The sequence below is a fragment of the Clostridium sp. C1 genome, from assembly GCF_018223625.1.
Classification (GTDB): Bacteria; Bacillota_I; Bacilli_A; order Erysipelotrichales; family Coprobacillaceae; genus Allocoprobacillus.
On sequence record NZ_CP073631.1, the window covers coordinates 1588307 to 1614154 of the forward strand.

At 32.1% G+C, this 25848-nt stretch carries 30 protein-coding genes and 1 other annotated feature; of the genes, 10 read left to right on the top strand and 20 right to left on the bottom strand.

Going from position 1 to position 25848, the window contains the following annotated elements:
• Positions 1 to 5 precede the first annotated feature (5 nt).
• The 9 genes from KEC48_RS08635 to KEC48_RS08675 all read right to left on the bottom strand — a co-directional run bounded on the left by KEC48_RS08635 (position 6) and on the right by KEC48_RS08675 (position 8018).
• Positions 6 to 1238, bottom strand: coding sequence for a metallophosphoesterase (locus KEC48_RS08635; RefSeq protein WP_211961969.1), 1233 nt, complete (start codon positions 1236 to 1238; stop codon positions 6 to 8).
• Between the two features lie 52 nt (positions 1239 to 1290).
• Positions 1291 to 1590: a hypothetical protein gene (locus KEC48_RS08640; protein WP_087358944.1), complete on the bottom strand. Its 300-nt coding sequence runs from the start codon at positions 1588 to 1590 to the stop codon at positions 1291 to 1293.
• Between the two features lie 59 nt (positions 1591 to 1649).
• A complete protein-coding gene (locus KEC48_RS08645) occupies positions 1650 to 2261 on the bottom strand; it encodes a DUF4125 family protein (RefSeq protein WP_087358946.1) in 612 nt (203 codons plus the stop codon).
• Positions 2262 to 2263: 2 nt separating this feature from the next.
• Complete coding sequence (locus tag KEC48_RS08650) at positions 2264 to 4012, bottom strand: DUF4037 domain-containing protein (protein WP_211961970.1); 1749 nt, start codon at positions 4010 to 4012, stop codon at positions 2264 to 2266.
• A 37-nt stretch (positions 4013 to 4049) separates the two neighbouring features.
• Positions 4050 to 4796, bottom strand: a complete 747-nt coding sequence (pflA, locus tag KEC48_RS08655) for a pyruvate formate-lyase-activating protein (protein ID WP_087358950.1) — start codon at positions 4794 to 4796, stop codon at positions 4050 to 4052.
• A gap of 106 nt (positions 4797 to 4902) precedes the next feature.
• Positions 4903 to 5145: an autonomous glycyl radical cofactor GrcA3 gene (grcA3, locus tag KEC48_RS08660; RefSeq protein ID WP_205089374.1), complete on the bottom strand. Its 243-nt coding sequence runs from the start codon at positions 5143 to 5145 to the stop codon at positions 4903 to 4905.
• Between the two features lie 14 nt (positions 5146 to 5159).
• Positions 5160 to 5369, bottom strand: a complete 210-nt coding sequence (locus KEC48_RS08665) for a hypothetical protein (protein WP_211961971.1) — start codon at positions 5367 to 5369, stop codon at positions 5160 to 5162.
• 14 nt (positions 5370 to 5383) lie between these two features.
• Positions 5384 to 7456 carry a formate C-acetyltransferase gene (pflB, locus tag KEC48_RS08670; RefSeq protein WP_087358956.1) on the bottom strand — a complete coding sequence of 691 codons (2073 nt, stop codon included), beginning with the start codon at positions 7454 to 7456 and terminating at the stop codon, positions 5384 to 5386.
• Between the two features lie 214 nt (positions 7457 to 7670).
• A complete protein-coding gene (locus KEC48_RS08675; protein ID WP_211961972.1) occupies positions 7671 to 8018 on the bottom strand; it encodes a PTS transporter subunit EIIB in 348 nt (115 codons plus the stop codon).
• A gap of 80 nt (positions 8019 to 8098) precedes the next feature.
• Between KEC48_RS08675 and KEC48_RS08680 the strand changes: the two genes are divergently transcribed.
• Positions 8099 to 9307 (top strand): FtsW/RodA/SpoVE family cell cycle protein, encoded by a 1209-nt coding sequence (locus KEC48_RS08680; RefSeq protein WP_211961973.1) that lies wholly within the window; start codon positions 8099 to 8101, stop codon positions 9305 to 9307.
• On the opposite strand, the gene KEC48_RS08685 is transcribed toward KEC48_RS08680, so the two are convergent.
• Together KEC48_RS08685 and KEC48_RS08690 are read right to left on the bottom strand one after the other, a co-directional pair.
• A complete protein-coding gene (locus tag KEC48_RS08685) occupies positions 9297 to 10118 on the bottom strand; it encodes an RluA family pseudouridine synthase (protein ID WP_211961974.1) in 822 nt (273 codons plus the stop codon). The two genes, KEC48_RS08680 and KEC48_RS08685, sit on opposite strands and share 11 nt — an antisense overlap.
• Entirely contained in the window at positions 10115 to 10891 is a 777-nt protein-coding gene (locus KEC48_RS08690; protein WP_087358964.1) for an NAD kinase, read from the bottom strand. Before KEC48_RS08690 ends, KEC48_RS08685 begins: the two co-directional genes overlap by 4 nt.
• Positions 10892 to 10972: 81 nt before the next feature.
• Between KEC48_RS08690 and KEC48_RS08695 the strand changes: the two genes are divergently transcribed.
• Complete coding sequence (locus KEC48_RS08695) at positions 10973 to 11551, top strand: CYTH domain-containing protein (protein ID WP_087358966.1); 579 nt, start codon at positions 10973 to 10975, stop codon at positions 11549 to 11551.
• On the opposite strand, the gene KEC48_RS08700 is transcribed toward KEC48_RS08695, so the two are convergent.
• The 4 genes from KEC48_RS08700 to spx all read right to left on the bottom strand — a co-directional run bounded on the left by KEC48_RS08700 (position 11542) and on the right by spx (position 16083).
• Positions 11542 to 12297, bottom strand: coding sequence for a copper homeostasis protein CutC (locus KEC48_RS08700; RefSeq protein ID WP_087358968.1), 756 nt, complete (start codon positions 12295 to 12297; stop codon positions 11542 to 11544). The genes KEC48_RS08695 and KEC48_RS08700 overlap by 10 nt on opposite strands.
• The gene (locus tag KEC48_RS08705) at positions 12297 to 13259 is read right to left on the bottom strand and encodes a N(4)-(beta-N-acetylglucosaminyl)-L-asparaginase (protein WP_211961975.1); all 963 of its coding nucleotides are present in this window, start codon (positions 13257 to 13259) and stop codon (positions 12297 to 12299) included. The genes KEC48_RS08700 and KEC48_RS08705 overlap by 1 nt, the downstream gene beginning before the upstream one ends.
• Before the next feature lie 2 nt (positions 13260 to 13261).
• Positions 13262 to 15535 (bottom strand): EAL domain-containing protein, encoded by a 2274-nt coding sequence (locus KEC48_RS08710; protein ID WP_211961976.1) that lies wholly within the window; start codon positions 15533 to 15535, stop codon positions 13262 to 13264.
• Positions 15536 to 15627: 92 nt separating this feature from the next.
• The gene (spx, locus tag KEC48_RS08715) at positions 15628 to 16083 is read right to left on the bottom strand and encodes a transcriptional regulator Spx (RefSeq protein ID WP_087358973.1); all 456 of its coding nucleotides are present in this window, start codon (positions 16081 to 16083) and stop codon (positions 15628 to 15630) included.
• A 101-nt stretch (positions 16084 to 16184) separates the two neighbouring features.
• Positions 16185 to 16384: a binding site (T-box leader), on the top strand.
• Positions 16385 to 16421: 37 nt separating this feature from the next.
• On the opposite strand from spx, the gene trpS reads away from it, so the two are divergent.
• On the top strand, positions 16422 to 17411 hold the full coding sequence (gene trpS, locus KEC48_RS08720) for a tryptophan--tRNA ligase (RefSeq protein ID WP_087359014.1): 990 nt from the start codon (positions 16422 to 16424) through the stop codon (positions 17409 to 17411).
• A 24-nt stretch (positions 17412 to 17435) separates the two neighbouring features.
• Here the strand turns inward: trpS and KEC48_RS08725 are convergent, their stop codons facing one another.
• The 4 genes from KEC48_RS08725 to KEC48_RS08740 form a co-directional block, all read right to left on the bottom strand.
• Positions 17436 to 18002, bottom strand: coding sequence for a hypothetical protein (locus KEC48_RS08725; RefSeq protein ID WP_211961977.1), 567 nt, complete (start codon positions 18000 to 18002; stop codon positions 17436 to 17438).
• 85 nt (positions 18003 to 18087) lie between these two features.
• Complete coding sequence (locus tag KEC48_RS08730; RefSeq protein ID WP_164483543.1) at positions 18088 to 18261, bottom strand: hypothetical protein; 174 nt, start codon at positions 18259 to 18261, stop codon at positions 18088 to 18090.
• Positions 18262 to 18341: 80 nt separating this feature from the next.
• A complete protein-coding gene (locus tag KEC48_RS08735; RefSeq protein WP_211961978.1) occupies positions 18342 to 18785 on the bottom strand; it encodes a hypothetical protein in 444 nt (147 codons plus the stop codon).
• Between the two features lie 9 nt (positions 18786 to 18794).
• Entirely contained in the window at positions 18795 to 19973 is a 1179-nt protein-coding gene (locus KEC48_RS08740; protein WP_211961979.1) for a BTAD domain-containing putative transcriptional regulator, read from the bottom strand.
• Positions 19974 to 20187: 214 nt separating this feature from the next.
• On the opposite strand from KEC48_RS08740, the gene KEC48_RS08745 reads away from it, so the two are divergent.
• From KEC48_RS08745 to KEC48_RS08775, 7 genes are read left to right on the top strand one after another with little or no spacing between them, the layout of a single operon-like run.
• On the top strand, positions 20188 to 21132 hold the full coding sequence (locus tag KEC48_RS08745) for a transglutaminase-like domain-containing protein (protein ID WP_211961980.1): 945 nt from the start codon (positions 20188 to 20190) through the stop codon (positions 21130 to 21132).
• A gap of 12 nt (positions 21133 to 21144) precedes the next feature.
• A complete protein-coding gene (locus KEC48_RS08750; RefSeq protein WP_211961981.1) occupies positions 21145 to 22182 on the top strand; it encodes a type II secretion system F family protein in 1038 nt (345 codons plus the stop codon).
• Positions 22183 to 22482 (top strand): hypothetical protein, encoded by a 300-nt coding sequence (locus KEC48_RS08755; RefSeq protein WP_087358987.1) that lies wholly within the window; start codon positions 22183 to 22185, stop codon positions 22480 to 22482.
• Positions 22483 to 22492: 10 nt separating this feature from the next.
• Positions 22493 to 22963 carry a DUF4860 domain-containing protein gene (locus KEC48_RS08760; RefSeq protein WP_087358989.1) on the top strand — a complete coding sequence of 157 codons (471 nt, stop codon included), beginning with the start codon at positions 22493 to 22495 and terminating at the stop codon, positions 22961 to 22963.
• Positions 22960 to 23331, top strand: a complete 372-nt coding sequence (locus KEC48_RS08765) for a hypothetical protein (protein ID WP_211961982.1) — start codon at positions 22960 to 22962, stop codon at positions 23329 to 23331. Before KEC48_RS08760 ends, KEC48_RS08765 begins: the two co-directional genes overlap by 4 nt.
• Positions 23328 to 23783 carry a hypothetical protein gene (locus tag KEC48_RS08770; protein WP_211961983.1) on the top strand — a complete coding sequence of 152 codons (456 nt, stop codon included), beginning with the start codon at positions 23328 to 23330 and terminating at the stop codon, positions 23781 to 23783. The genes KEC48_RS08765 and KEC48_RS08770 overlap by 4 nt, the downstream gene beginning before the upstream one ends.
• Before the next feature lie 11 nt (positions 23784 to 23794).
• Positions 23795 to 24859, top strand: a complete 1065-nt coding sequence (locus KEC48_RS08775; RefSeq protein ID WP_087358995.1) for a PilT/PilU family type 4a pilus ATPase — start codon at positions 23795 to 23797, stop codon at positions 24857 to 24859.
• A gap of 61 nt (positions 24860 to 24920) precedes the next feature.
• Here the strand turns inward: KEC48_RS08775 and fba are convergent, their stop codons facing one another.
• A complete protein-coding gene (gene fba, locus KEC48_RS08780; RefSeq protein WP_205089388.1) occupies positions 24921 to 25790 on the bottom strand; it encodes a class II fructose-1,6-bisphosphate aldolase in 870 nt (289 codons plus the stop codon).
• Positions 25791 to 25848 lie beyond the last annotated feature (58 nt).

Genomic DNA, 25848 nt, shown 5'->3' on the forward strand with positions numbered 1-25848 from the left:
AAAAGTTATTTCTTCATTGTAAGTGATAATTGTAATGACTGTGAAGACTCTGTTTCTTTTAACATACTTTCTAAATACTGTTGATAAAAACTTAAATCTTCATTTTGTAAATATTGATAACCATCGCTAGAGCGAAGTTCATCTACATATTGATTGATGTTACCAGTAAAATAGTAACGATTGGCTTTCACTAATACATCTTGAATAGCCTCTCTTTTTTGAGTATCTGATATCCCCTGCAAAGATTCACCGAATTTATTTGCAGAAACTGTATCAAAATACTCATCTGCATTGACTGAAATTGATAATGACTTTGTATGATAGTTCATTTGCTGCTGATTTAATTCAATAATACCATATTGAAGTGGAGCATCCAATAATGATGAAGATGCAATATCATAGATTCCCTGAATCGTTTTGATATTTTGACAATGTATATGTCCACTTAATACAAATGGAACATGATATTGAGAAAAGAGTTTTGCAATCTTCTCATGATCATTAATGGTATATCCATTATTTAACAATTCATTATGGATTGCTAAATTATGATGCATCGCAATAAGAGGTATCTTCTTTTGTTTTTGTATATCTTGGAGTTGTTCCTCTAACCACTGCATTGTTGACTCTGTAAAAAAACCACTTGCTCCTAGCATCATTTCTGTTTGTTCATGTGCATTAGAATCCATCATCAACAAACTATAATCTTCATTCAAATCAATACGATAACTTAAAGATTCATCATGTTTCGAAGTTGCCAAATGATAACCTAAATCTTGATAAATATCTTGAAAAGTTTTAGCATCAATATTCTCTACATCAAAATAATCATCTTTGCCATATCCCTTTGTATAAATATTATCAATATCATGATTTCCCGGTATAACAGCAACCTGAATATTCTTTTCTCTTAATTGTTCTAGTTTTTGAGCTAATTGTTGATGACTCCCCTTTTCACCATTAAAACTTAAATCACCTGTTAAAATGACCAGCTCTGGTTTTTCATGAAGAACAGCTGATATAAAAGCATCTACAATTTCATCACCATAAGTGACCATTTTCCCATCACCATATAACATAGATTCTTCAAACCAGTCACAGTCTTGATAATAATCTTTTAAAAAATAATGTAAGTCACTAGCAACAATGATTTTTAAATTGTCTTTATCGCACACAGTTTTTTTCTGGCATCCCATCAAACAAAGACAACAAATAATCCCATATATTATTTTTTTCATAAATGACCTAAAAAGAATGGATAGCGAAGCTATTCATTCTTTCACATTTCTATTATTTTTGATAAGCTTCATAAGCCATATCAAAAATCTTTTGTGCATTGAAATTCTTAAAATCATCATCACTAATTAAAATAACTGGTTTATCAGGGTTATCTGCTTTGATTTTTTCATATGATCCTTTTAATTGAGGTTCTACAAGAATCACATCAGCAAGATTACTTGAATATTCTACTGCATGTTCAGATGCAGACCAAACAGTAGCGTCTACTCTCTTTCTTGAAGCAGCATCTTTTAATTTTGTAGAAAACAAAGTAGATGTTACACCAGCTAAACAACATAATAAGATTTTCATGATTATATTCCTCCTTCTTAGTTCCCTACATCTATTTTATCACAATTTTATAACGACTTCTATTGCTTTTGACTTTCCTTCATAAAATTATTTGCTTCTTCTAAGGAAGAATAACCATAAGCCTTAACAGTATTTGTTAAAATCTTTTCAATCAGATTTTCTTGATTCTGGACCATTCTTAAAACCATCTGTCCATATAGATAAAGTGTTTCATCACTATAAGTCATTAACTCTCCTCTTAAGTAAGTTTCAAAAGATGTATCGTCTTTTTCATCCTCTAAAGTATGAGTTAAACGTGCCTGTGCTAAAAGATATGGATATTTTTCATTCATATCTTCACGCATAGATACTTCAATTTCACATAAAATCTGAATGAACGCTCTTTTTTGTGGATCCACTTGTGGCAATTGATCTTGAATCGTCTGATAATAATCAGGATCTGTACTTTCCATCATATAGGCATACTTTTCCATCACTGGATTTCTTCCCATCTGTTTGGCTACTTTTAAATCTTGTAGACAGGCTTGTTGAACATCTTGATCAAAAGCATCAAATTGACTCTTTCTTTGTAAGTAAAATGTTTCAAAGTCATCCTGACAACTTGCACGTCCATCAATATGTTGTACATGCTGAAAAAACTCCCATTCTAACTGTACAATATCATCACTCATTTTTATCCCTCCATCACATGTTTTAAACGAATATGCTGATCTTGAATATGATTCATGACAAGATGTGCATGTGTATCTAAAAAATCATCTTGACTATCAGAAAGTTCCTGTCGCTGCAATTCACCAATCACCATCTGACATATCTTTTCAATCACAACAACCTTCGCATCATCTAAATTGATACCACCTTGAAAATGTTTCCATTGAAACAATTGAGATGGCAGTTGTACCAGTTCCAACAGTAAATCTTGGACTTGTTGTAAATAAAAGCAATCTTTTAATCCATAATAACTCCATTTATAATAAGGTTTATATTTTTTATTCAGTAAATAAACAACAGATAATGTCTGATCTATAAATTCATGAAGTGCCAATGAAGCAGCCACCTCATCGCCTCTTTGCATACATCTTCCATAATTATACTGTCCAGATTGTGCCATTTTCGCAAGAGCACGGGCTATCTTCTTTATTCTAATATCTTCTGGATATGTTTTGAGATATTCTCTGATCTGTGTGACTTTTCCATAATCATCTTCAAATATACGACCATTTGTACAAGCTAATAAAGCATTTTCATCAACGTAAAGCCATTCATCTAAAGTTTCGGGAATTTTTCTTAAAAACTGTTCAAAAAAGCTTTCAATTTCAAAAACCCCAACTCTCCCAGAACCATGTAAAGAAGTTAATCTTTGAACACCCATAAATTCTTGTGGGAGTTTTTGATAACTTTCCTGTATTTTTTGACCATATTGTTGATAAATATCACGAGGTACCCAAATACAAAATCCCGGTCCAAAATCATGATCATGAGAAATCTCATCATCATACCCCAAACAATCAGAACCCATTCCCATAAGTCCAATCGCCATATAAGGACGAATAGAGGCAAATTCTTGTTCAATCATAGCACGACCATATTGGTTATAAAAAGCTTCACATAAATCTAGTCCTTTGACTGTTTTCATCTCACTTAAAACTTTTTCTTTATTTTTTAAAATTGTTTGATAATCTTTATTTTTTCCATATACACTTTCAATAAGTATTAAAACTTGATCATAAATCGCAATAGCCTGAGAAAAGTTTTTTTGTAAGTATTCTAACTGAGCCAATGAAGCAAGAGTTGCAAAATAATGAGGATCATCTGGGGCATACTGTTGAAATAAAGTCACTGCTTGATGAATACATTGTTTAGCTTCTTCATTTTGATGAAGTGTTAAATACATTTGAGCCAAATTTGTATACGTAATGGCTTCTTCTTCACGATAGTTTTCTAATCTTTGGACTATCGCAAGTGCTTTTTTCTCTGTTTCTATAGCCAAAGTCGTAGACCCCATTTCTTGATACAAAAGACTCAAATTATTATAAAAGGCACTATACAATTCATCATCTGGAGATAAATAATGATGATAAATTTTTTCTGTTTTTTGATAAAGTTCCAATGCTTCCTGATATTTTCCCTGTGCTCTATAAAAGGTCGCAATATTAATATAAGAGGTAGCTCCATCAATTGTATCTTCAAGTCCACACATATTTAAAATATTCAATATTTGAACAGCAATCTGATTTCCCAGTTGAAACTTTGATGTAACACGAAAATAACCTATCATTTCATTTAGTAAAAACAATAAAGCTGGATTGTCCTGTTTTTCCATTGCTATGCGAACCTGTTCCATTAAAAAAGTATAGGCATCATCTAATGCATTTTGGGCATAGAACTGATCTAGTTTTTCTTGTAGTTCTTGTATAGTCATGATTTTCTCCTTTTAAAAATAAATAGACACAAAGTGTCTATTTATGATTTAATGCATCTTTCATTCCTTTTAATACGACTTCTCTGGCAGCAATGGCATCTTTTTTATCTAAAGGTGGAATGCCTTCAAGAGGATAATCCATGCCTAAATTCTTATATTTCACAACGCCCATCGTATGATAAGGTAAAACATCTAATGCTTTCACATGTTTCAAGGTTGCGATAAATTGACCTAGACGATATAAATATTCATCATTTTGTGTAATTGTTGGGACAACAACATGACGAATCCATATATCAATACCTTTGTCATCCACATATTTCGCAAATTTTAAAATCATATCATTAGGTTGTGCTGTTAATTTTTTATGTTCTTCAGGATCAATATGTTTAATATCCAGCATAACCAAATTTGTTGAAGCCAATAAACGATCAACTTTCTTTAGATATTCAGGATTTTCATTAAAAGTTATACCTGAAGTATCTAAACATGTATGAATATTTTCCTCACGACATTTTTCAAATAACTCTGTCAAGAAATCAATTTGCATCATTGGTTCTCCACCAGTACAAGTGATTCCTCCATTTTTATAAAACTCTTTTTTCGTATTATATTCTTTCAAAATTTCATCAACTGTCATCTGTGTTCCAGTATGTGGTTTCCAAGTATCAGGGTTATGACAGTATTGACAACGCATAGGACACCCTTGAAAGAAAACAACAAAACGAATTCCTGGACCATCAACAGTTCCACAACTTTCTAAAGAATGAATATACCCTTTCATATTCTCACCAACTTTCTTTATTATTTTAACATATTTTCTATAAAATATCATTTTATATGTACTATTTTTTACAAAAAGAAAAGGTGCCTAAGCACCTTAATCCTCATTACATTGATTCATGGAATGTACGAGAAATAACATCATCTTGTTGTTCTTTTGTTAATTTAACAAAGTTAACAGCATATCCAGAAACACGAATTGTTAATTGTGGATATTTTTCTGGATGTTTTTGAGCATCAATTAAAGTATCTCTGTTTAAAACATTAACATTTAAATGATGTCCTCCTTTTGTAGCATAAGCATCTAACATTCCAACTAAATTTTCAACTTGTTGTTCACTTGCAGCCATAAATTTCTCCTCCTTTAATATTGGTCATCGTCATCCATTGGCAAATTAGGAATCTTACAAGCAGTATCACCACTATCACAATCCATCTTTGACACAACAGACACTTCTTCCATTTCAATATGAGCATCTTCATTGACCTTCAAATTAATATGTCCAGCCCCTGCACTCATACGTCCATCTAACATTTTGACTAAATCATCAATTTCTTTTTGAGTAGCCATCATTTCACTTCTTTCTATTAATCAAGATTTCCTTCTTTGATTGAATCAATATCTAAGTCACCAGCGAAAACTTGATCATCTTTACCTAATGCACCAGGAATGACAGTAAATGTATTTGAAATACCATCTTGTGCATCTTTGAATGGTAATTTAGCAACTGAAGATAATGAAGAAATAGCACCATGAGAATCTCTACCATGCATTGGGTTAGCACCTGGAGCAAATGGTTGACCAGCTTTTCTTCCATCTGGAGTATTACCTGTTGCTTTACCATATACAACGTTAGAAGTAATTGTTAAGATTGAAGTTGTTGGATAAGAATCTCTATAAGTATGATGAGAACGAACCATATCCATGAAAGTTTCAACTAACCAAGTTGCAATTTCATCAACTCTGTCATCATCATTACCATATTTAGGGAAATCTCCTTCTACTTCGTAATCAACAACAATACCATCTTCATCTCTAATACATTTTACTTTAGCATATTTGATAGCTGATAAAGAGTCAGCAACAACTGATAAACCAGCAATACCTGTTGCAAAATAACGTCTTACTTCTCTATCATGTAAAGCCATTTGAATTCTTTCATAAGCATATTTATCATGCATATAATGAATGATATTTAACGCATTAACATAGACACCAGCTAACCAAGACATCATATCTACAAATTTAGATTTAACATCTTCGTAATCTAAGTAATCACCTTCAACTGGTCTATATTTTGGTCCAACTTGTTTCTTAGTTTTTTCATCAACACCACCATTGATAGCGTATAATAAACATTTAGCTAAGTTAGCACGTGCACCGAAGAATTGCATTTCTTTTCCAACTCTCATTGAAGATACACAACATGCAATAGCGTAATCATCACCATGAGTCACTCTCATTAAATCATCATTTTCATATTGAATTGATGAAGTTTCAATAGAAGTTTTTGCACAGAATGCTTTGAAGTTTTCTGGTAAACGAGTTGACCATAAAACTGTCATATTTGGTTCTGGTGCAGTTCCTAAGTTAGATAATGTATGTAAATATCTAAATGAAGTCTTAGTAACCATATGACGTCCGTCAACACCAACACCACCGATTGATTCAGTTACCCAAGTTGGATCTCCTGCGAAAATTGAGTTATATTCTGGAGTTCTTGCGAATTTAACAATTCTTAATTTCATAATGAAATGATCAATAAATTCTTGGATTTGTTCTTCAGTGAATAATCCTTTCTTTAAATCTCTTTCTACATAAATATCAATAAATGTAGAAGTACGTCCTAAAGACATTGCTGCACCATTTTGTTCTTTAACTGCACCTAAATATCCAAAGTATAACCATTGAATAGCTTCTTGGCAGTTTGTTGCTGGTTTAGAAATATCAAAACCATATTTTGCAGCCATTTCTTTCAATTCACCTAAAGCTCTAATTTGTTCACTTAATTCTTCACGTAATTGAATAACTTTAGAAGTCATTCTCTTTTGAGTTGTCGCAAATTGATTTTTCTTATCTTCAATTAATTTATCTACACCATATAAAGCAACTCTACGATAGTCACCAATAATACGTCCACGACCATATCCATCTGGTAAACCAGTGATAATATGTGCTGAACGACAAGCTCTGATTTCTGGTGTATAAACATCAAATACACCTTGGTTATGTGTTTTTCTATATTCTCTGAAAATATAAGAAACTTCTGGATCTACTTTATATCCATTTGTTTCACAAGCTTGTTCTGCAATACGGATACCACCAAATGGCTGTAAAGATCTTTTGAATGGTTTATCAGTTTGAACACCAACAATTTTTTCTTTAGATCTATCTAAGTATCCTGCATCATGTGAAGTTAAAGTAGAAACAATTTTTGTATCCATATCTAAAACTCCACCAGCTTCTCTTTCTTGTTTAGTTAAATCCATAACTTGTGCCCATAAATCTTTTGTGTTTTGAGTAGGACCAGCCAAGAAAGAATCATCACCATCATAAGGTGTGTAGTTTAATTGAATGAAATCTCTTAAATTCACTTCCTTGTTCCATTTACCTGCTTGGAAGCCATCCCAAGCATCATTCCATTTTTCTTTAAATGTCATTTTCTAAACCCCCTGTTTGTTTATTTCTCATTCATTATAGCACTAATAGACTACTGAAACAATAAAATAGCTTGTTTTTTTTCGCAATTTTCTGCCATAAAATGAATCGCCGGAACTTGACAGCTTCAATATAACAGATTCTTTTTTGAATTACCAATTATATGCTTCAAAAAACACTTTTTTTACCAAATCTTAACAAAAAAAGATATACAGACTATCCTATATATCTCCTTAAATCAGCTGCAATATTTTCTGACTGTCGCCCAAAAATCATCGCCAGACTTGAAGCACCTTCTACAATACCACTTGCGCCCAAAGCTTTAATTTTATCAATATCAACAAGCTGTTGATTAGCCAAAACAACTGTGACCTTAGAGGCACTGCTACGTACTTCTTTGATATTTCCTTGACCACCCAATGCTTCAATCAATTCCTGAATAGGAAGGGTTGATTGAAATTCCTGATTCAAACGCTTATTCTTAATTAAATGAATAAACCCTAGATAAAGGAGTATCAAAGCAACGATAATCGCTATAACAACAAAAATATATTGAACATCCATATTTTCACATCCTTTTTTAATTGAAGTATTTCTTTTTTATAGTATACTATAAGAAGATAAAAAAAGAAAGGAGCAAAGTCATGGAGCGAATCAAAAAACTCTGTTATGAACAGCCCTTGATTTGTATCATTTGCGTACTTGCTGTGATTAGCTGTTTTGCTATTTTAAGTGCTACGCCTATGATTTCTAATAAAGTTGGAAATCCTGAAACATTATGGTTAAAACAAGGCGCTTTTTATATAATTTCTGCAGTTATGGTTTTTATTATATATAAAATAGGGAAAGATCAGATTTATGATAAAATATGGATTATCTATTGGATATTGATGGTTCTTCTCATTATTTTAGCCATTGAACATTTCATTTATACAAGATTATGGCCAGGCCATCATATCATTCCTCTGGTTAATACGGCTGGGGGTGCAACCGCATGGTTTAACTTTCCATTTTTAAGTTTACAACCATCAGAATTTATGAAAATTGCCATCGTTATCGCCTTAGCGAGAGTCACTAAAGAACATAACGATTACTATCTGATTCATACGACTGAATCTGAACTTCAATATATCTGGAAATGTATGAAAGTTGTTGTACCACCCGCTTTATTAGTATTATTACAAAATGACACTGGAGTGGTTTTGATTATTCTAGTCGGTGCTGCCTTTGTTATATTTTCTAGTGGTTTAAGAAATCAGTGGTTTATCTTTGGGTTAAGTTTAGTTGCTGTGATTCTTATTATTGGAGCTTATCTCTTTATCTATCAGCCAGAAATCTTTGAAAAACTCTTAAGTTCTCATCAAGTCGACCGTTTTTATGGCTGGCTGGATCCAGAAGGAACCTATAATAAAGAAGGCTTTCAGCTTTTTAACTCTTTATTATCTTATGGAAGTGCTGGATGGTTTGGACATGGTTTCCAATCTGTGATTAAAGTCTTTCCAGAAGCTCAAACTGATTTTATCTTTGCTGTTATTTTAACAAACTATGGTTTTGTTGGAGGTTTTATAACAATCGCAGCTATTGTTGCTTTAGATATTATTATTTTAAAAATCGGTTTAGATTCTACCAATGCCCAAGATAAGTTTATGACCATTGGTATTATTGGCATGTTGTTATTTCAACAGATATGGAATATGGGAATGATTTTAGGTTTATTACCAATCACAGGTATTACTTTACCTTTTATTTCTTATGGTGGTTCATCTTTACTTTCCTATATGATTGCTATCGCATTATTTATTGATATTAATACACAAAATAATATTATGAAAAACAGATCTGTCATTCAATAGATCTGTTTTTTGTAATCGTTATGATTTGTTTTGTAATAGGGTGAATAAATCCCAGTCTATAGCTATCTAAATCAAAATGGCCTAAACCATCTCCATAAAGTGAATCCCCAACCAGAGGATGACCAATGGACGCCATATGTACCCGAATTTGATGTGTTCGTCCAGTTTCCAGCTTAAACCTTACAAAAGTACAGTCATGACGAACATTTTGAACCCAATAATGTGTACAGGCCGCCTGTCCTCGTGAATCAATCACACGTTTCATCATATATGGTTCCTTATAAATCGGCAAACGAATCGTCCCATTATTTTCAATAATACCTTGAACATGAGCTTGATAATATCGATCAATATGTCCTAAATCCTTCATCATACGATCATGAATATAACGATATTTAGCTACAATCATTAAACCACTTGTATCCTTATCTAAACGATTCACTAAATGTATGGTTGAAGATAAATGAATCTGCTGATAATAATAAGTTAAAGCATTGGCTAAAGTATTAAGAGGATGCCTTCTTGTAGGAATGGAAGGTAACCCGGCTGGTTTATCCACAACCAGTAAGTAATCATCTTCATAGATAATTTTTAATGGAATATCAACGGGTGTCAACTGATTATTTTCTGGTGGATAAAAGATGGTTAAAACATCATCTGGCTGCAGTAGATAACGCACTGTCTGGTGCTTTCCATTAACCAGAATTTTCCCTTTCATCTTAATATCTTTGATGGCCTTTTGACTGATTCCTTGAGATAAAAGAAAATCACCAACACCGATAACATCTAAAATATACCATTGACGTTTCATGAACGTAAATAAGCTCGCTTTAAACGTTTTGTAAAAGGGACTTGTTTATATTGTAGAAAACGAGCGGTCTTGGATGCCATCTTAATACTGATACAATCATGTTCCTGTAAATCAACCACAAGATGATCAATACCTAAAATAGCCCCTTGATAGCTTTGAGATTGAAAACGAATAGTATGAGATTTATCTAAAATTAAAGATGAACCCAACGAACGATAAGCATTATGATGAATTCCTGCAATCTCGCTTAACTGCATCAGTTCTGCTCCCGAATTAATAACTGCTCCACCTAATGATTTATTATATGCTGTTGAACCTGAAGCTGTAGAAACACAAAGTCCATTCCCCCTAAATGTTTCAAAGCAATCATCATTAATATAGACATCAATCACCTGTGAACGGCGATTATTTTCAACACGTACTTCATTTAAAGCTAGAAATTTTCCTTGCAAAGAAGTCACTTCCAGTAAATGTCGTTCATAAATATGATATTCACCTTTTTTGATATCCGCTATTAATTGCTGATATTCATCACGCTGATAATCTGTTAAAAAACCCAATGTTCCAGTATGGATTCCAATAAAAGCAACATGCTCTAGCATATGAATATATTTATGAACACTATATAACATCGTTCCATCTCCACCAATACTAATCACCATATCTGGACTGATTTCTTCATATGTTAAAAAAGTATTGAGTTCTGATTTGATTTTTTCACTCAAGATGATGGATTCCTGATCTTGTTTACAGACAATTGCATATGTTTTCATAACTTCACCACCTATGCATTATATTATATAAAAATTGCAATGGAATGCAATACAAGATAAAATAAGGTGAGGTGATTTTTTATGCAACAATTAGAAATAGAATACAAAATCTTATTAACACATCAAATTTTTAATCAAATTTTAGAAGATTATCATGATGCCATCACAAAAGATTATATCCAGACAAATGATTATTTTACCCATCCCTTATTATCACAAAAAAAATATATGTTACGCATTCGTACAAAAAACAATCAATATGAACTCACACTCAAAAGACCTTATCAAAATCATCAATTAGAAACAAATATTCCTCTTACCAAGAAAGAAAAAGATTTATTTTTTCAATTTCAATTAAAAAATGAAATAACGGATATCCTCGAACAAGAAGGAATTCCCCTTCATGAATTGGCTCATCTTTTCTCTCTTACAACCCATCGTTATGATATTCTTTTACCAGAAGGAACACTATCATTAGATGAAAATACTTATCTGCATCAACATGATTATGAATTAGAATTTGAAGTTCATCATGAAAAAAAAGGTTATCAACAATTTCTTAAAATCATTGAACCTTATCATTTACAATATACTCACAATTGTCCAAGTAAAGTCACACGTGCCTTTGAAGCGTATCTTAAAAGCAGTCATCAAAAATGACTGCTTTTTATAACATCAAGAAGTGTTTTCACCAATTCTTCACTGACGATTTCATAATCATTTTCATGAGGAAATGGAGCATAAGCAAAAGAAACATCATGCATAGATGTTGTAACATCTTCAATCCAATCTTTACAAGAACTATGCACCTGATGAACTTTTGTTTTATCTAAGATTTCTAGCACATTCTCCTTATTCACACCACTACCCACTAATATTTCTATTTGATTTCCATATTGTTGTTGAAGTTTGGATAAAAGTTCCACTGCCTCAATGGCTTTAGGTTTTAATCCACTCGTTAAAACACGATCCACTTGCAAATCAATCAGTTTTTCAATCGCTTGAAAAGGATCATTGACACAGTCAAAAGCACGATGGAATACAGCTTCCTTATGATAACGATGAATCAACTGCACAAATTCTAAAGTACGTTTTTCATCTATCATTCCCTGTTTATCTAAAAAGCCAAAAGCTAAACCATCGACACCATGATCCAGCATGATCTTCGCATCTTCTTTCATGATTTCGTATTCTTCATCACTATAACAAAATCCTGCTCCTCTTGGTCGAACCATCGCAATAACTTTTAAAGATGTGTCCTGTTTGACCTTGATTAATGTTGCCAGTGATGGTGTCAGACCACCTAAAGATAAAGCGCTATTTAATTCAATACGTGTTGCTCCTGCATGAGCAGCTGATAAAGCATCACTGTAGCTGCCACAACAAATTTCCACAATCGGTTTCATTATTCATCCTCACTTTCTGTCAACGGTACCATACGTGTATGCATATACTCATCCATCCATTGTTGACTGGCAGGAGCATAAACACATTGATTTCCTTGACGTTCAACTAAATACACAATAGGTGACTGTTGAGGCAGACAGACAACAAATGAAAAAACATCAATGTTAGTAGCGACTCCAAATTCTCCTCGATGATTCATCGCTACAACAGATAAATCTCCTGCCTCACCACGTCGTTGTTTTAATTTTGCTTCTAAATCAAAAACAGCTTTTTCACATGCCTGTTGAGGATGCATTCCTTTTGCCATGAGTTGAACAATTTCATAAGAAATACAACCTTTCATCAAATCTTCTCCTAAACCTGTTGCACTGGCACCACCAATATCAGAATCAACATAAAAACCAGAACCAATGATAGGAGAATCACCAATTCTACCCTTTTTCTTCATAAATAATCCACTTGTCGATGTCGCTGCAGTCATTTTTCCTGTTTCATCCAAACAAACCATACCTACAGTATCATGTCCAGTATAAGGTTTAAGTTGCTGTGATGACTCTTTGATACGACGACGATAATGAATCCTCGCACGGTCTGTCAACATATTTTTACGTTCAAAACCTTCTTTATGAGCAAATTTTTCTGCCCCTTCTCCCACCAGAATACAGTTGACTTTTTCATGAGATAAACGTCTGGCAATGGAAATAGGATTAGCAAAATCTTTGATAGCTCCAATAGCTCCGACACTTAAAGTGTTCCCATCCATATAAGCCGCATCTAATTCTACTTCCATTTCCTCATTAGGCAATCCCCCATAACCGACAGATTTATAATAAGGAAAGTCTTCTACTGCCTGTATAGCCTTTTCAATAGCATCTCCAGCATCTCCATGATGACTCAAAATATCTTGTGCTATTTCTAATCCTTCTTTAGCCATGCGCCATGTCGCAATCATACCCCACATCTCTATTTTTCCTTCCTTTCTTCCATATAACGCTTATCAAAATCTTCCTGACTGATTGGTCGACTATAATAATAGCCTTGTCCTAAATCACAGCCAAATGATTTCATTAAATCATGATATTCCTTTGTTTCAATACCTTCAACAACCGTAGAAATAGCTAATGTTTTTGCTAGTTTAATAACTTCTTCAAGAATAATCTTTGCTTTTTGATTATCACTATCAAAAATTTCCTGTAAAAATCCTCTATCAACTTTCAATTCATCAATATGAAGTTTTCCTAAAATATTCAGTGAAGAATAACCACTCCCAAAATCATCCATTGAAACCCTAAAACCAATCTGATGTAATAAATGAATTTTATCATTGACTTCATTCACATTATCAGCAACCAAATCTTCCAATATCTCTAATGTTAATAATTGTGGTGATACTTGATATTTATTGACAATCTGTTTTAAACAATCCACATAATCAGCTTCATAAAACAATAATTTAGATTGATTAACAGAAATACCAATCGGTGCTATGCCTTGATCCATCCATTTTCTCAGCTGTAAACATGCCTGTTCAAACATAAATAAATCCAGCTTCTTACAAAAACCACTGTTTTCAAAAATAGGAATAAACTGATTTGGAAACAACATTCTTCCATCATGCGTCTGCCATCTTACCAGTGCTTCACTGCTTTTTAACGTTCCATCTTTTAAATCTATTTTAGGCTGTAAATAAAGCTGAAATTCACCATCTTTTAAAGCCTGATCCATATGACTTTCAACATAATTATCCATTTTTTCCTGTTCATGCAATTCAATATCATAAAACCAGATATTCGTTAAAATGCTTTCTTTTGCCTTTGCTAAAGCAAACATAACACGAACCATTAAACTATCAAAAGAATCATCCACAATAAATTCCAAGCTGGAAATAGCCACTCCACAATGAATCTTTAACTGATAATTTGTATGTAACAAATCCACATATTGAATAATTTCAGACATGATATTTTCAATTCTTTTTTGTAAGATATCCTTTTGTGTATCTTTTAAATAAATATAAAACTGATCAGCCCTATCTCGACAGAAAAACTCTCCCTCTTTTAAATGTTTTTGAATCACATTTCTTTCATAAATCAATAACTGATCTCCTTGTTCATGACCAAAAATTTCATTAAAAAACTTAAACTGTCTAATATTCAATACAGCTACACTACAATAAGGTTGTTCTTTAAATATTTCCTTTCCTAAAGATACAAAATAAGAATAGTTATATACTCCTGTTAAAGAATCATAATAAGCAAAATGCTTCAATTCACGATTATTTTTCAACATGAAACGATAACCAAGAATCAATAAAGCAACAAATAATCCCACCATAAATAGAAAAATCAAACCAACAATACGCATATTTTCATTTGTAAATAAATGCGAATCATCAATCATATTAACACTATAAATATACCAGTTATTAATGCCTAAAGGCTTTAATACACCATGATAAGATTGTCCATCATATTGAAAAGAATGTGTAAAATCATGCTGCATCTGTAATGCATCTTCTAATTCATGATAATCTTTTTGTTGGAAAAAAGGTGATGCAAAAAGGGTTGTCTGATGAAATAAATCATACTGAGAATTGACAAGAATTTGACCATCTTCATCCACCAGATAAGCATAAGTGTCACCACCTAAAACACCAGTACCAGCTCCTGCATCCATCCATATTTCAACATTTTTAGTAGCCAGTAAAACCCCAACAACATGGTCTTTTTGATAAATAGGTATACCATAAGCATAAACATGTTTTTGTGAAATACGACTTTTAAAAATATCAGAAATCGTTCTTTTTCCAACAAAACCATCCGCAACAATCTCTTGAATTTCTTGTTGAATCATAGATAATGATTGATGTTCTTTAACCTCATTATCTGAATTGGCAATAACACCTTCTTTTGATTCATCAAAATACATCATGGTTGTAAAATCATTTTGTTCATTAGCATCTGATAAAACTTGTGGAAATTGTGGATTATCCACAATGTTTTCCATTTCTAAAACACTGGCAAATGAATCTAAAATCTGAAAATCATTATCAATTTGTTGTTGGAGAATACTCATATCTTTATCAATCTCATCTTCGATTTGATGCACTTTATTATCTTCTACAATATTATTTAAATGAATACGTAAAGATACGGATACACAAAGAAGACTCACAGCAATAACAAAAACAACAATCATCATTTTTCTAATTCTTCTTTCAAATACATCTTTCATCATTGTTAGTCCTCCTTGCTTATATTCCATCATATTATACCACTTTTAAAAAAACTATAAAATAAAAATCGTTTCTATATAGAAACGACTTCAAACTATTCACAACCATCTTTACATTGATGATCTTGATAATACTGTTCTTTAATATCCGTAAATTGAGGACAGAAATCACTATTACTGCATTCCTGTAAACGACGCAACTCACGAGGAATAAAAGCACGAATTTCTTCAGCATTATAACCCACTTGAAAACGTCTTTCATCAATGATAATAGGTCTTTTCAGTATAGATGGATTCTTTTGAATAAAATGAATCAATTCGTTAATAGACATCTCATCTATATCTATTTTATTTTCTTTAATAATCTTAGATCTTTTAGATATAATATCATCTGTTCCATTTTCACTTCTTTCTAGAAGTTCTTTTAACTCAGTTTCACGTAGTAATGTAGAAAAAATATTCTTTTCTACATAAGGAATCTGATGTTCTTTTAACCATGCTTTGACCTTACGACATGAAGCACAACTTGGTGCAGTATAAATTCGAATCATTACATCATCTCCTTGCTTCATCATTATACATCATTTTTATCAATTATGAAATTATTTTTTATGATTCTATTGATTTTACATCTTGACCGTTCTATAATAACCTTACAGCAATGAAGGAATGGAGTAGTTATCACTTCATGTTTTAGAAAGTCTGTGGTTGATGAAAACAGTCCATGAACGATAATGAATTGGGATTCTGGAGCTAAAAATGGCATCAGTCATTTTTCGTTTGTTGCGTTAAGACAAGAGTGCATATCGGTAGATATGAATAAAGGTGGTACCGCGTTATAACGTCCTTTTTAAAGGACGCTTTTTTTATGAGAAAGGAAGGTTTATATATGAAAAGAATGTTAAGTGGAATTAAACCAACAGGTCGTGTGACTTTAGGCAATTATATTGGTGCTATTAAACCATTTGTGTCTTATCAGGATGAATATGAAATGTATATTTTTATTGCGAATCTTCATTCAATGACAATTTATCAAAAACCAGCTGACTTACGTCAAAATACAAGAGATTTAATTGCATTATATATTGCTGCTGGATTAGACCCAGAAAAAGTGACTTTATTTTTACAATCCGATGTTTTAGAACATGCTCAACTAGGATGGTATTTAGGTTGTATGGTTTCTATGGGTGAACTTTCTCGTATGACTCAATACAAAGATAAAAAAGCAAAAAACGAAGTCATTGGTGCAGGTATTTTTAACTATCCTTCATTAATGAACGCAGATATTTTAATGTATGATCCAGATTATGTTCCTGTTGGTGAAGATCAAAAACAACATGTAGAATTATGTCGTGATATTGCAGAAAGATTTAATTCACGTTATAGTGAAACATTTAAAATTCCTGAACCTTTAGTCACAAAAGTGGGTGGACGTATCATGGATTTACAAAATCCAACAAAGAAGATGTCAAAGTCTGATGAGATTGGAAAGGGAACAATTTATATCTTGGATGATATTCAAGTTTCTAAAAAGAAAATCAAATCAGCTGTAACGGACAGTGATGGACATATTCACTATGATCCTGAAAATAAACCTGGTATTTCTAATTTACTAGAAATCTATTCCATCCTTGTAAATCGTTCTATTGCTGATTTAGAAAAACAGTATGATGGAAAAGGTTATGGCGAATTTAAAAATGATTTAGCTGAAGTCTTAGGTGAAGAACTTGAAAAGATTCAGACACGTTATCATGAAATCATGAGTGGTTCTTATTTAGATGATGTCTTAGAAAAAGGCGCTCAAAAAGCCAGAATCATTGCCAGAAAGAAATTGGCAAAGGTTGAACGAAAAATTGGTATTACAATTAGAAAAAGATAAAAAGCAAACTTCGGTTTGCTTTTTTCATTCCTTTTGTACTAATTCTTTATATAACAGTTCATGTAAAGACGTATATCCTTTTTCAATCTTATGTTTTAAAGCTAAATATTTTTCACTGGGATTGTTTCCCTCAATATGCAATTGTTTACATATTTCTACAAATACATCATATTTAACAACAAAAATCTCATCAATCATTTCTTCCAGACACATTTTCTTTAATCGTTCATGTCGTGTTAAACCAAATTCTTTATCATAAGCTTCTTCTTTCATTTGATATTGAAAAAAAGTCACTGGTTCTCTTTGAATCAAAGCATTCATTTTATCACTTTGCTGCCATGACAAAGTGCCACGTCTAACAAGACAATGTTTTTGAATATCCACCACAAAGCAATAATGTCCATCTCCTACCAGCATATAACCATCCTGCCAAAGAGGCTGATAAACTTTCGCATATAAAAAGTCATGAAGCTGACTGGTTGATACATGGTAAATAGGAACATTTTCAATTTCTTCAAAATTATCATCTTCTTGCCATTCATAGGGTTCCAATAATTCTTCATCATCATATACAAAATTGACCAATAACATAATAACCCCCTGTCATCATCATATGCTTATTATATCTCAAAAGAACCCTTTCTAATCATAAAAAAAACTTACTTTATCAGTAAGTCTAAGTTTGAGAATCATTTTCCACAGCTGAATCAATAAGTTTGATCATTTCTAAGGCACTACGAAAATGCTGCTTCTTATTCTGGTCCAGCCACTCAATCGTTCCCTGCCATGAAGCATTCTGTGTGTCTTTGATGACAATCATAAAACTTTTATCTTTTTTTGATTGTTTCATACTCATTCACCCACCTATATGCTTTAAGTATACACCATAAAAGTCACACCATAGTCATATCTGGGCTTTTTTACTAAGATTTATGATTTTTTTAATAACTCATTTATCTTTTTATCAATAATTTTAATCATTTCCAATACATCCTGAAAAACAATCTCCTGTCCATCAAAGAATAAAGAACCCTGCCATGTTGCCTGTCGCCTTGATTGAACAACAATATCAAAGTCTATAATCTTCCCTCTTTTTTTTGCAATCGTTTCCCAATCACATAAAACTTCTGGCTTATTTTGATAACGCCCAACTGCTTCTTGTTTCATAAAGCTTCGTGATAAATGAGAAGATAAGGGATTTCCATTTTTATTAAAAACTTCTTCAAAACGTAAAATAATTTCATGGATATCAAAAAATTCAATAGGTGATTCTATCGTATTATTGTATGCATAACCTTTCATCTGAAAATGATTATACTCATCAATACATACATGAATCATATTAAAAGGAATACTTTTTGCATATTTCAACATGTTCATCACCTATTGTTTAGGTAAGATTTCATCAACCATCAAATCAATATTTAAGGTTGTATGATTTAAAGAATATCTTATTTTACGTAAAACTCTGTTCATAACACTAATGGCATTTTCATAATTACATGATGGTAATAAAACAACAAATTGATTCACATTCAATCGAGAAACAACATCACCAATACGAAGTCCTTTTAATAAGGCTTCCTGAACTTTGTTCATGACTCTTTCTACCGCTTTTTTTGAATAATCATCTTCAATCATAGAATGATCCATCACCGATACCAAACATAAATGTGAACAAATACCTAATCTTCCAATCGTTCTTGTCTGCATAGCATATATTTCTCTAAATGTACCATATTCACACAGAAAAGCCCCCTGTGTTTCATCATTTGCCAATTCCTGTTGAACTTCCATAATATCTAATTCATCATCATGTGTTTCCTTTTTAATCATTTCATAGAGTTCTAAAAGTGACTGCGAAGGTTTCACACCCAATGTCTGATAAAGTAAATCTGTTGTTGTTTTATATGTGTCTTTTGCTTTTTTATATTGTTTCTGGAAGTATAGAGAACGAATAAGAATTTCATAAATACATTCTTCAAGATTATCAATAGCGATAGCTTGACGAGCAATTCTTTCCATTTTTTCATATTCTTTCTGTTCTTCTAACAACATAGCATATTCAATTGTTTTATCCATAAAGAGCGAATGATAATACACACGTTTTGATAAAACACTGTGATCCTCTTTAATTTCCATCAAATACTTTCCAGTATATGATTCAAGTAAATGCTCATAATATTCTGGCTTTTGTGAAGTTTTCAAAAGTGCTTCATATTTTTCAAATATAACTGTATCTATTTGTAAATGATAATTTGGATTAATAGAATAAGAGCCTTTCCCCGTGATAATAAAATCCGTTAATCCAAATTCTTTCTTTAATAAAGTTCTTAATCTGTATATTAAATTTTTTAATGCTCCAATTGGATTATCGACATCATCAAGATACCACAAGACATCCACCAGTTCACTGGAAGGAACAGTTCTTTGATAATGTGATAAAAGATAGGCAAACAATTTGACAAGTTTCTCAGATTTCATTGTTTCACTATCAATTTCACGTTCATGATAGGAAAATGAAAATTTATGAAACATTGTGATAATGACGCAATCTCCCATTGAAGTCAAACCCCCTCCTGACAAAAAACTTTTGTCTTATCTTTATTTTAATGTTTTTTCAAACTTTTCACAAGAACTTTGTACAATTCCCTCGCAATTTTATAAAGCGTTTACATTTTTAACCAAATACTTGTTATTTTTGGTTATTTTTTGATTTTATATTTTCTCTTTATCAAATTCACTGTATAATAAAAACGAAATGAGGTGAGTCCAAATGCCCATAACAAAACGTTGTTTGATGCTATGCTTAAGCATTGCTTTTTTACTCACCGGCTGTTCTTCCCCAAGTCATAAAGAACCTCCTTCAAAAAAAGGAACGCGTGATAATACACCGTACGTTTTACAGCCTCAGGCTTCTGGTGAGAAAACCATTGGCAATTCAAAAATCACCTTTGATTTATCCCATAGTGAAGATGGCTATACAATGGTTGAATATCATGGTCATAATTCTAAAGTTAAAGTACGTATTCAAAATCCAGATTCACAGGAATTTTACACTTATGATATTCATGAAGGATATAATACTTTCCCTTTAACTGGAGGTAGTGGCAGCTATACTTTTATTGCTTATGAGAATATCTCAGGTACAAAATATAGTCAACTCTTTTTAAAAGAAGAAAATATCCAAATACAAAATGATTATATATCTTATCTTTACCCTAATCAATATGTTTCTTTCGACAAAAACACCCAAGCCATTTCCCTAGCTCAAGAGATTGTTGTTGGTGCCAACAATGATTTAGAAGCCGTCAGTTATGTTTATGATTATGTAATTGAACATATCAGCTACGACGATGAAAAAGCAACACTTGCTAAAGAAGGGAAAATGGCTGGTTATCTTCCAGATGTGGATGAAACTTTGCAGACAAAAACAGGAATCTGTTTTGATTATGCTGCTCTTATGGCAACCATGCTCCGTACGCAAAATATTCCTACCCGCATGGAACTGGGTTATGTCACAATGGAAGATGAAACCATTTATCATGCATGGATCAGCGTCTATATTCATGATATTGGGTGGATTGATGATTTAATTCATTTTGATGGTAAAAACTGGTCTATGATGGATCCCACATTGATTTCTGATGGTCACAACAGTTCTAAGGTGAGATCTCTCATCAAAGATCAAAAAAATTATACAACAAAATACCTGTATTAAGGAGGCTTATTTATGCAACAAAATCTATTGACAAATCGTGAAATTGCTGTTTTTACATCACAAGTAGAATTAATTCTTCACGCTGGTATATCACCTTATGAAGGTATCATGATCATGAATGAAGATCAAGATGATGAGAAAATGAAAGTTATTCTCACAACAATTGAAGATGAATTAAGTGTAGGTAAACCTTTCTATGAAGCCCTTGAAACATCAAAGGTCTTTCCCGATTATTTATTAAATATGGTAAAAATTGGAGAAATCGCTGGTCGTTTAGAAGAAGTCATGCACTCATTATCTATTCATTATCAAAGATTATATGAAACAAAACAGAATATTAAGAGTGCTATTGCTTATCCGATTATTATGATTATGATGATGTTTGTTGTGGTTATTGTCTTAATGACTCAAGTGCTTCCTATTTTTAATCAAGTTTTTATTCAATTAGGAAGTACAATGACTGGTTTTTCACAAATGGTATTACAGCTAGGTATGACACTTTCCACTTATTCGTATGTATTCATTGGTATTCTTGTTGTGATAATTATATGTGTTTTCTATTTATTAAAAAGTTCTCGTGGCAAAAAAAGACTTTATCATTTCTTAACACGTTTTTATGGAGCACGTGATATCACATTAAAAATGGCTTTATCTCAATTCACAAGTGCTATGTCCATTGCCTTAAGCAGTGGTTTAGATATAGATCAGAGTTTACAGATGTCTAAGGCATTGGTTGAACATCCAGCTTTAAAAAAGCGTATTGATCAAGCTGAAAGCATGTTAGATCAAACAGATTTAGTCAATGCTTTAGTAAAAAGTCAGGTTTTAACAGGTATGTATGCCAGATTATTAAAATTAGGTCATCAAACAGGACATGTAGATACAATCATGAAAAATATCGCTGATCATTATAATGAAGAAACAAATGAAAGAGTAGAACATCTGATTAGTATTATTGAACCAACATTGGTTATTGTTTTATCCCTCTTTGTTGGTATTATTTTATTAAGTGTCATGTTGCCACTTATGGGCATCATGTCAAGTCTATAGATGAAACTCATTCGTCAATATTGGTTATCTATTCTTTCATCATTTTTCATTTGTATTCTTATGATCAGTGGTTTCCAGTCGATTTCACAAAAAACATTTCAAAATCAAAAAGAAAGTCTGGAAAAAGCCTTAAAGCGAGGAATCATGCAATGTTATGCATTAGAGGGCAGATACCCCGCATCTTTAGAACAACTCATATCTGATTATCATATTATATATAATCAAGATCTTTTTGATGTGCAATATGAAGTTGTAGCCAGTAATATGATGCCCTCAATAACAATTATTGTTAAGGAGTAGGAGGGATTATATGAAAAGACATCATTCCATTGATTTTGTTTTTGTTCTTTTACTCTTTAGTTTATTTGTTATGGGTTCACTGGCATTGATTTCAATTGGAAGTCGTGTCTATTCATCTACTGTAGATACGCTCGAACAAAATTATACTCAATATACCATTCTGGATTATATCCAGCAAAAAGTCAGACAAAATCTATCAGTGAATCAAATTGAAATTCAGACATTTGATCATCAAACTGTTTTATGTATTCATGAAATCTATCAGGATGTTCCTTATACAACATATATTTATCATGACCAGAATGCATTAAAAGAACTCTTAATTGATGATAAGCAGTCTTTTGATAAAGATCGTGGTGAAACAATTATGGAAGTGGATGCTGTTTCTTTTGATATTTCTCAAAACATTTTAACAATCACTGTTGAAAATAATCAAGAAAAACGACAGACAAGTCTGGCTTTAATAGGAGGTTCATCATGAAACATAGTAAAACAAGTCTTTTTCTGATGGAATTTATTATTGGTATTTTATTTTTTTCGCTGGCTGTAGGGCTTTGTGTGCAAATCTTTGTAAAAGCTAAAGCAATGAATGATGAAAGTGTCAAAAGAAGTCAAGCTCAATTGATAGCGACTTCTATTATTGAAAATGCAAAAGCAAATCATGACATAGATTCTCTTTTATATTTTGATGAACAAGGATTACCTGCTTCCAAAGAAAACCATCAATATCTTGCTAAAATAGATCAACAAAATCACTTATTCAAAATTTCTATTTGCTATCAAAATCATGAAATCTATACGATTGAATACTACCATTATCATCAACGAAGATGGGAGGCATCCTCATGAAACAAAGAAAACTTACAATGAATATTGGGATTATTTCCTTTATAGTTATTTTTGTCATTTTATGTTTAATGACTTTTGCTATTCTTTCTTTATCCAGTGCCAAATCAAATGCCCAATCTGTTGAAAACAGTATTAATCATGCCAAACAATATTATCTTCTTTCAAGTCAAGGCGAAAAAACATTAGAAACTATTGATAATTATTTATATCAATATTATCAATCAAGTACAAATAGTGATGATTATTTTACCCATATCCAATCTTTAACTCAGATCATTCCTGATAGTTCTATTCATCAACATCTTTTGACATATACATTACAAGATCAAGAAAACACTCTTTATGTTGAAATAGAAATTCTCTATCCCGGTTCACAACTCTATCAAATCAAAACATGGAAAATCACTCCATCCAATGAATGGGATATGGATCAAAGTATGGACATATTATAAAGGAGGAGCCTATGAATATTCAAAATATACTTCAAGAAGCTGTCAAACAAAATGCAGCTGACATTTTCATTATTGCCGGACAACCTGTAACAATCAAAGTCTTTAATCAATTAATTCCCTTAAATGAACAGAAAATTATGCCTGATTCAAGTTATGAATTAATTCAACAAATCTACGAACTGGCAAATCACCGACAAGATGATATTTTAAAAAACAAAGGCGATGATGACTTTTCCTTTTCATTACGAGGACTTTCAAGATTTCGTGTCAGCACTTATAAACAACGTGGTACTTATGCCGCAGTAATTCGTGTCATTTCATTTGATTTACCACACCCCGAAGATATTGGCATTCCTTCTCATATCATTGAACTTGCCAATATCAATAAAGGTTTGATTTTAGTCACTGGTCCTGCCGGAACAGGAAAAAGTACCACTCAAGCATGTATGATTGATTATATCAATCAAACCCAATCCAAACACATTATTACATTGGAAGATCCTATTGAACATCTTCATTCCCATCATCAAAGCATTGTTTCACAACGTGAGATTTCCATTGACAGTGAATCTTATGTGAGTGCCTTAAGAGCAGCTTTAAGACAAGCCCCCGATGTTATCTTATTGGGTGAAATGCGTGACTATGAAACAATTAATATTGCATTAACAGCAGCAGAAACAGGACACACTGTTATTTCAACATTACATACTTTAGGAGCTGCCACAACGATTGATCGTATTATTGATGTTTTTCCTGCGAATCAACAACACCAAATTGCCTTACAGTTATCTATGACTCTAGAAACCGTCATTTCTCAACAGCTCATTCCAACTGTAGATCATAAACTTGTTCCTGTGTTTGAAGTCATGATTGCTACACCAGCCATCAGAAATCTCATTAGAGAAAACAAAGTTCATCAAATTGACGGAATCATCGCTTCTAGTGCCAGTTCACATATGATCAGCATGGATAATAGTTTGCTGAATCTTTATAAAGAAGGAAAAATCACACAAGAAACAGTTTTACTTTATGCAACAAATCAAGAACTGATGAAACGAAAATTGAATCTAAAATAAAAGATGGAAACCTTAAAGAGTTCCATCTTTTTATTATGAATACATTTTCATATATTTTCTTTTATTCAGCTTTACCAATGCATCCAAATAATTCCATTTTTTCTTTAACACAAGTTTTAATAGCTTCAGCACCTGGAGCTAATAATTTACGTGGATCAAATCCTTTTCCTTCTAAGTCTTTACCTGCTTCAATATATTTACGAGTTGCTTCTTGGAAATATAATTGACATTCAGTATTAACGTTGATTTTTGAAACTCCTAATGTGATAGCTTTTTTAATCATATCTGCAGGAATTCCTGTACCACCATGTAGTACTAATGGTAAAGTTCCTGTTTCTTGTTGAATAGCATCTAATGCGTCAAAATCTAAACCTTCCCAATTTTCAGGATATTTACCATGAATGTTTCCAATACCTGCTGCTAAGAAATCAACTCCTAAATCAGCAATCATTTTACATTCTTTAGGATCGGCAACTTCACCTTTACCAATAACTCCGTCTTCTTCTCCACCAATTGAACCAACTTCTGCTTCAACTGATACACCTTTTGAATGACATAAAGCAACGATTTCTTTTGTTTTTTCAATATTTTCTTCGATTCCATAATGAGAACCATCAAACATAATTGAAGAAAAACCTGCTTCTAATGCTGCTTTAGCTCCTTCATAGCTACCATGATCTAAGTGTAAAGCAACTGGTACTGTAATATTTAAAGATTCAACCATTGCTTTCACCATAGCTGCAACTGTTTTATAACCAGTCATATATTTTGCAGCTCCTTCAGAAACTCCTAAAATAACTGGTGCTTTTAATTCTTCTGCAGTTAATAAAATTGATTTTGTCCATTCTAAGTTGTTGATGTTAAATTGACCAACAGCATAGTGACCTGCTTTTGCTTTATCAAGCATTTCTTTAGCTGAAACTAATCCCATAATTCAAATCTCCTTTACATTTTTTTTACAAATATATCATACACTGATTTTCAATAAA

Coding starts and splice junctions, on each gene's coding strand:
- pflA (WP_087358950.1), bottom strand. CDS start 4,796: ATGAAAGGGTATATTCATTCTTTAGAAAGTTGTGGAACTGTTGATGGT.
- KEC48_RS08645 (WP_087358946.1), bottom strand. CDS start 2,261: ATGAGTGATGATATTGTACAGTTAGAATGGGAGTTTTTTCAGCATGTA.
- KEC48_RS08740 (WP_211961979.1), bottom strand. CDS start 19,973: ATGGGAGATTGCGTCATTATCACAATGTTTCATAAATTTTCATTTTCC.
- KEC48_RS08755 (WP_087358987.1), top strand. CDS start 22,183: ATGAAACTCATTCGTCAATATTGGTTATCTATTCTTTCATCATTTTTC.
- KEC48_RS08695 (WP_087358966.1), top strand. CDS start 10,973: ATGCAACAATTAGAAATAGAATACAAAATCTTATTAACACATCAAATT.
- KEC48_RS08665 (WP_211961971.1), bottom strand. CDS start 5,369: ATGATGGCTACTCAAAAAGAAATTGATGATTTAGTCAAAATGTTAGAT.
- KEC48_RS08640 (WP_087358944.1), bottom strand. CDS start 1,590: ATGAAAATCTTATTATGTTGTTTAGCTGGTGTAACATCTACTTTGTTT.
- grcA3 (WP_205089374.1), bottom strand. CDS start 5,145: ATGGCTGCAAGTGAACAACAAGTTGAAAATTTAGTTGGAATGTTAGAT.
- KEC48_RS08700 (WP_087358968.1), bottom strand. CDS start 12,297: ATGAAACCGATTGTGGAAATTTGTTGTGGCAGCTACAGTGATGCTTTA.
- KEC48_RS08690 (WP_087358964.1), bottom strand. CDS start 10,891: ATGAAAACATATGCAATTGTCTGTAAACAAGATCAGGAATCCATCATC.
- fba (WP_205089388.1), bottom strand. CDS start 25,790: ATGGGATTAGTTTCAGCTAAAGAAATGCTTGATAAAGCAAAAGCAGGT.
- KEC48_RS08650 (WP_211961970.1), bottom strand. CDS start 4,012: ATGACTATACAAGAACTACAAGAAAAACTAGATCAGTTCTATGCCCAA.
- KEC48_RS08710 (WP_211961976.1), bottom strand. CDS start 15,535: ATGATGAAAGATGTATTTGAAAGAAGAATTAGAAAAATGATGATTGTT.
- KEC48_RS08725 (WP_211961977.1), bottom strand. CDS start 18,002: ATGTTATTGGTCAATTTTGTATATGATGATGAAGAATTATTGGAACCC.
- KEC48_RS08680 (WP_211961973.1), top strand. CDS start 8,099: ATGGAGCGAATCAAAAAACTCTGTTATGAACAGCCCTTGATTTGTATC.
- KEC48_RS08635 (WP_211961969.1), bottom strand. CDS start 1,238: ATGAAAAAAATAATATATGGGATTATTTGTTGTCTTTGTTTGATGGGA.
- KEC48_RS08765 (WP_211961982.1), top strand. CDS start 22,960: ATGAAACATAGTAAAACAAGTCTTTTTCTGATGGAATTTATTATTGGT.
- KEC48_RS08750 (WP_211961981.1), top strand. CDS start 21,145: ATGCAACAAAATCTATTGACAAATCGTGAAATTGCTGTTTTTACATCA.
- trpS (WP_087359014.1), top strand. CDS start 16,422: ATGAAAAGAATGTTAAGTGGAATTAAACCAACAGGTCGTGTGACTTTA.
- KEC48_RS08770 (WP_211961983.1), top strand. CDS start 23,328: ATGAAACAAAGAAAACTTACAATGAATATTGGGATTATTTCCTTTATA.
- KEC48_RS08685 (WP_211961974.1), bottom strand. CDS start 10,118: ATGAAACGTCAATGGTATATTTTAGATGTTATCGGTGTTGGTGATTTT.
- pflB (WP_087358956.1), bottom strand. CDS start 7,456: ATGACATTTAAAGAAAAATGGAATGATGCTTGGGATGGCTTCCAAGCA.
- KEC48_RS08775 (WP_087358995.1), top strand. CDS start 23,795: ATGAATATTCAAAATATACTTCAAGAAGCTGTCAAACAAAATGCAGCT.
- KEC48_RS08730 (WP_164483543.1), bottom strand. CDS start 18,261: ATGAAACAATCAAAAAAAGATAAAAGTTTTATGATTGTCATCAAAGAC.
- KEC48_RS08745 (WP_211961980.1), top strand. CDS start 20,188: ATGCCCATAACAAAACGTTGTTTGATGCTATGCTTAAGCATTGCTTTT.
- KEC48_RS08735 (WP_211961978.1), bottom strand. CDS start 18,785: ATGTTGAAATATGCAAAAAGTATTCCTTTTAATATGATTCATGTATGT.
- KEC48_RS08675 (WP_211961972.1), bottom strand. CDS start 8,018: ATGGATGTTCAATATATTTTTGTTGTTATAGCGATTATCGTTGCTTTG.
- KEC48_RS08760 (WP_087358989.1), top strand. CDS start 22,493: ATGAAAAGACATCATTCCATTGATTTTGTTTTTGTTCTTTTACTCTTT.
- KEC48_RS08705 (WP_211961975.1), bottom strand. CDS start 13,259: ATGTGGGGTATGATTGCGACATGGCGCATGGCTAAAGAAGGATTAGAA.
- spx (WP_087358973.1), bottom strand. CDS start 16,083: ATGATTCGAATTTATACTGCACCAAGTTGTGCTTCATGTCGTAAGGTC.